This window comes from Streptomyces sp. NPDC028991, from assembly GCF_055564775.1.
The window spans coordinates 1-5400 of the sequence record NZ_JBVHVP010000034.1 but is presented as its reverse complement, the minus strand read 5'-3'; the positions used below and the strand labels follow the sequence as shown (position 1 = coordinate 5400).

Annotated in this window: 1 protein-coding gene; it reads left to right on the top strand. The window is 73.9% G+C overall.

Features of this window, described 5'->3' with window-relative positions:
- Nucleotides 1-10 precede the first annotated feature (10 nt).
- Nucleotides 11-5400, top strand: a 5390-nt coding sequence (locus ACZ4V1_RS33660) for a beta-ketoacyl synthase N-terminal-like domain-containing protein (RefSeq protein ID WP_468344200.1), incomplete at its 3' end; no start/stop codon positions are given.

Below are 5400 nucleotides of genomic sequence, written 5' to 3'. Positions count from 1 at the left end.
CGGAGCCATCATGACCACGCCCAGCGAAAAAGTAGTCGACGCTCTCCGGGCCTCGCTCAAGGAGACCGAGCGCCTCAGGCGGCAGAACCGCGAACTCGCCGCCGCGGCCTCGGAACCCATCGCCGTCGTCGCGATGAGCTGCCGCTACCCCGGGGGAGTCAACTCGCCCGAGGACCTGTGGGACCTCGTCTCCTCCGGCACCGACGCCGTCTCCGGCTTCCCCACCGACCGCGGCTGGGACCTGGACGCGCTGCGGGACGCGGGGGCCGACGCCCGCGGCCACTCCGTGAGCCAGCAGGGCGGCTTCCTCGACTCGGTCGCCGACTTCGACGCCGGCTTCTTCGGCGTCTCCCCGCGCGAGGCCGTCTCCATGGACCCGCAGCAGCGACTCCTGCTGGAGACCTCCTGGGAGGCGATCGAACGCGCCGGCATCGACCCCCGTCGGCTGCGCTCCAGCCCCACCGGCGTCTTCGTCGGCACCAACGGCCAGGACTACGCCTACCTGCTGATCCGTTCCCTGAGCGACGCCACCGGCGACATCGGCACCGGCATCGCCGCCAGCGCCACCTCGGGACGGCTGTCGTACACCCTGGGCCTGGAAGGGCCCGCGGTCACCGTCGACACCGCCTGCTCCTCCTCGCTCGTCGCCCTGCACGCCGCCACCCACGCGCTGCGCGCGGGCGAGTGCACCCTCGCCCTGGCCGGCGGCGTCAACGTCATGGCCGCCCCCGGCTCGCTCATGGAGTTCAGCCGCCAGGGCGGCCTGGCCGGCGACGGCCGCTGCAAGGCCTTCTCCGACGAGGCCGACGGCACCGGCTGGTCCGAGGGCGTGGGCATGCTCCTGCTGGAGAAGCTGTCCGACGCCCGCCGCAACGGACACCCCGTCCTCGCCGTGATCCGCGGCTCCGCCGTCAACCAGGACGGCGCCTCCAACGGCTTCACCGCCCCCAACGGGCCCGCGCAACAACGCGTCATCCGCCAGGCACTGGACAGCGCCGCCCTGACCCCCGCCGACGTGGACGCCGTCGAGGCGCACGGCACCGGCACCCCGCTCGGCGACCCCATCGAGGCCCAGGCCCTGCTCGCCACCTACGGCCAGGACCGCGACCCCGAGCGACCCCTGCTGCTCGGCTCCATCAAGTCGAACATCGGGCACGCCCAGGCCGCCGCCGGTGTCGCCGGCGTCATCAAGATGGTCATGGCCATGCGTCACGGGGCCCTGCCGAAGACCCTGCACGCCGACCACCCCTCCCGGCACGTCGACTGGTCCTCGGGCTCCGTGCGACTGCTCACCGACCGCACCGACTGGCCCGAGACCGGCCGGCCGCGCCGCGCCGGCGTCTCCTCCTTCGGCATCAGCGGCACCAACGCCCACGTCGTCCTGGAACAGGCCGAACCGGCCGCCGCACCGGAGCCCTCCACCGCGTCCGGGCCCCAGTCCGTGCTCGTCCCGGCCGTCGTGCCGTGGCCGGTCTCCGCACGCACCGAGGCCGCCCTCGACGACCAGATCGCCCGCATCACCGCCCTCACCGGCGCCACCCCCCTCGACATCGGCCACTCCCTGGCCACCGGGCGCTCCACCTTCGAGCACCGCGCCGTCCTGCTCACCGGCGTCGACGGCACCACCACCGAGGCGGCCCGGGGCCACACCACCGAACGCACCCTGGCCGTGCTGTTCTCCGGCCAGGGCGCCCAGCGCGCCGGCATGGGACGCGAACTGCACGCCCGCTTCCCGGTGTTCGCGGCCGTCCTCGACGAGATCTGCGCCTTGCTCGACCCGCACCTGGACCGGCCGCTGCGCGACGTCCTGTTCGCCGGGCGCCGCACCCCCGAGGCGGCCCTCCTCGACACCACCGGCTACACCCAGCCCGCCCTGTTCGCCTTCGAGATCGCCCTCTACCGCCTGGTCGAGTCGTGGGGCGTGGTCCCCGAGTTCGTCGCGGGCCACTCCGTCGGTGAGATCGCGGCCGCGCACGTGGCGGGGGTGCTCTCCCTGGAGGACGCCTGCACGCTGGTGGCGGCCCGGGCCCGGCTGATGGAGGGACTGCCCGCGGGCGGTGCCATGGTGGCCGTGCAGGCGACCGAGGCCGAGGTCGTGCCGAGGCTGACGGGGGGAGTCGCCCTGGCCGCGGTCAACGGCCCGGACTCCGTCGTCCTGTCCGGTGCGGAGAGCGAAGTCCTGGCTCTGGCCGCCGCGTTCGTCGCCGAGGGCCGCAAGACGCAGCGGCTGTCGGTCAGTCACGCCTTCCACTCGCCGCTGATGGAGCCGATGCTCGCGGAGTTCCGCCGCGTCGCCCAGAGCCTCACCTACCACGAGCCGCTCCTCCCGGTCGTCTCCAACGTCACCGGCACCCTCACCGACGAGCACCGGCTCAGCACCCCCGAGTACTGGGTGGACCACGTCCGCTCCACCGTCCGCTTCGCCGACGGAGTGCGCGCCCTCGCCGACGCCGGAGCAGACGCCTTCGTCGAACTGGGACCCGACGGCGTCCTCACCGCCCTCGCCCAGCAGAGCCTCGACACCGGCACCGGCACCGGCACAGACGCGGTGGCCGTGGCGGCGCTGCGCAAGGACCGGGCCGAGGAGCGCTGCCTGCTCACCGCGCTGGCCCGGCTGCACACGGCCGGCGTCGACGTCGACTGGGCCGCCTGCTTCGACGGCACCGGCGCCCGCCGCACCGACCTGCCCACCTACGCCTGGCAGCACGAGCGGTACTGGCCGGTGCTCATGGCCGCCGCCGGCGACGTCAGCGCCGCGGGCCTGGTCTCCGCCGAACACCCGCTGCTCGGCGCCGCCGTCTCCCTGGCCGGAACGGACGGCGTCCTGTTCACCGGACGCCTCTCCGCCCAGACCCACCCCTGGCTGATGGACCACACCGTCGGCGGCATGGCGGCCTTCCCCGCCACCGGATTCCTGGAACTCGCCGTCCGCGCCGGCGACCAGGTCGGCTGCGACCGCGTCGACGAACTCACCCTCGCCAAGCCCCTCGTCCTCACCGAGAACTCCGCCGCCGTCGTCCAGGTCTGGGTCGGCGCACCCGACGAGAACGGGGCCCGCCCGGTCACCGTCTACTCCCAGACCGTCGACGACCCCGAACAGCGCTGGACCGAACACGCCTCCGGCCTCCTCGGCGAGGGCGAGCGCACCGCGGGCTTCGACGCCGGCGTGTGGCCGCCCCGCGGCGCCGTCGCCGCCGACCTGGAAGGCTTCTACGAGCGCACCGAGTACGGACCGGTGTTCCAGGGCCTGCGGGCCGTGTGGACCCGCGCCGACGAGGCCTTCGTCGAGGTCGCGCTGCCCGCGCAGGTCGACGACGCCGAGTACTACGGCATGCACCCCGCCCTGCTCGACGCCGCCGTCCAGTCCGTCGGCTTCGCCGGCCTCGGCGACGGCAAGAAGCTCGTACCGTTCTCCTGGTCCGGAGTCTCCCTGCACGCGGGCGGCGCCTCCGTCGTCCGGGTCCGCGTCGCCCGCACCGGCGAGGACACGGTGTCCATCGCCGCCGTCGACGTCGAGGGCGCCCCGGTGCTCTCCGCCGAGTCGCTGAGCCTGCGCGCCCCCTCGGCGCTGCACGCCCCGGCCCTGCACCGCAGCGAACAGGACGGACTGCTCCGCCTGGAGTGGCTGCCCGTCCCCGACGACACCGCCACCACCGCCGTACACCCGGTCACGCTCGGCGCCGACGCCTCCTGGCCCGCCCCGGTGACCGCCCTCGCCGAGGCCGCCGCCCGCACCCCGGCCCCCGGCCTGGTGCTCGTCCCGCTGGACACCCCCGACGTCGACACTCCCGGCATCGACACTCCCGCGGCGGCCCACGCCCTCACCGCCCACGCCCTCGAACTGGTCCGGCAGTGGCTGGAGCTGGACGCCTCCGGCACCGGACGTCTGGTGTTCGTCACCCGCGGCGCCGTCGCCGCCGGGAGCGACGGCACGGTACGGGACCTGGCCGCCGCCGCCGCGCACGGCCTGGTCCGCGGCGCCGAGGCGGAGAACCCGGGCCGCTTCGCCCTGCTCGACCTGGACGCCGGAACCGGCGCGCCGCCCGACGGTGTCCTGGCGCGGCTCCCCGCCCTGCTGGCGGACGGCGACACCCAGTTCGCCGTACGGGACGACACCCTCCTGGTGCCCCGCCTCGCCCGGCTCACCACCGGCGCGGGCCTGCTGCCCCTGCCCGGACTGCCCTGGCGCCTGGACAGCACCACTCCCGGCCGCATCGAGGGCCTCGCCCTCCTCCCCGCGCCCGAGGTGCTGGAGGCACCGGCGGGGCGGCAGGTCCGACTGGAAGTGCGGGCCGCGGGTCTGAACTTCCGTGACGTGCTGAACGCGCTCGGCATGTACCCCGGCGAGGCCGGACTCCTCGGTTCGGAGGCGACGGGTGTCGTGACGGCCGTGGGCCCCGAGGTGACGGGTCTCGCGGTCGGCGACCGGGTGACGGGCATGGTGCCCGGCGGCCTCGCCGACACCGCCCTCGTCGACGAGCGCTACCTCACCACCGTCCCCGCCGACTGGAACGACGAGACCGCCGCCTCGGTGCCGCTGGTGTTCCTCACCGCGCTGTACGCCTTCCGTGACCTGGCCGGTCTGTCGGCGGGGGAGCGGGTGCTGGTTCATGCCGGTGCCGGTGGTGTGGGTATGGCGGCGATCCAGTTGGCGCGTCACGTGGGTGCCGAGGTGTTCGCGACGGCCAGTGAGGGCAAGTGGGAGGTCTTGCGGGGGCTGGGTCTGGACGAGGAGCACATCGCGTCCTCGCGTGATGTGGGCTTCGAGGAGAAGTTCCGTACGGTCACCGGTGGCCGTGGGATGGATGTGGTGCTGAACGCGCTGGCGGGTGAGTTCGTGGACGCCTCGCTGCGGATCACCGCGCCCGGTGGCCGGTTCCTGGAGATGGGCAAGACCGACGTGCGTGATCCGGAGTCGGTGGGCGGCGGTGTGCGTTATCGCGCCTTCGACCTCGGCGAGGCCGGACCCGACCGTACCGGTGAACTGCTGGCCGAGTTGCTGGATTTGTTCGGTTCCGGTGTGTTGAGTCCGTTGCCGGTGCGGGTTTGGGATGTGCGGCGGGCGCGTGAGGCGTTCCGGTTCATGAGTCAGGCCAGGCACGTCGGGAAGATCGTGCTGCGGATGCCGTCGCGGTGGAATCGTGCGGGCACGGTTTTGGTGACGGGTGGTACGGGTGGTCTGGGCCGGGAGCTGGTCCGTCATCTGGTGGGGGCGCGTGGGGTGCGTCGTCTGCTGCTGGTGTCGCGGCGTGGTCCGGCGGCGGAGGGTGTGGATGCCTTCCGTGCGGAGTTGGAGGGTCTGGGTGCGGTTGTTGAGGTGCGGGCGTGTGATGTGGCGGACCGTGCGCAGGTGGAGGGGTTGCTGGCGTCGGTGCCGGTGGAGTATCCGTTGACGGCGGT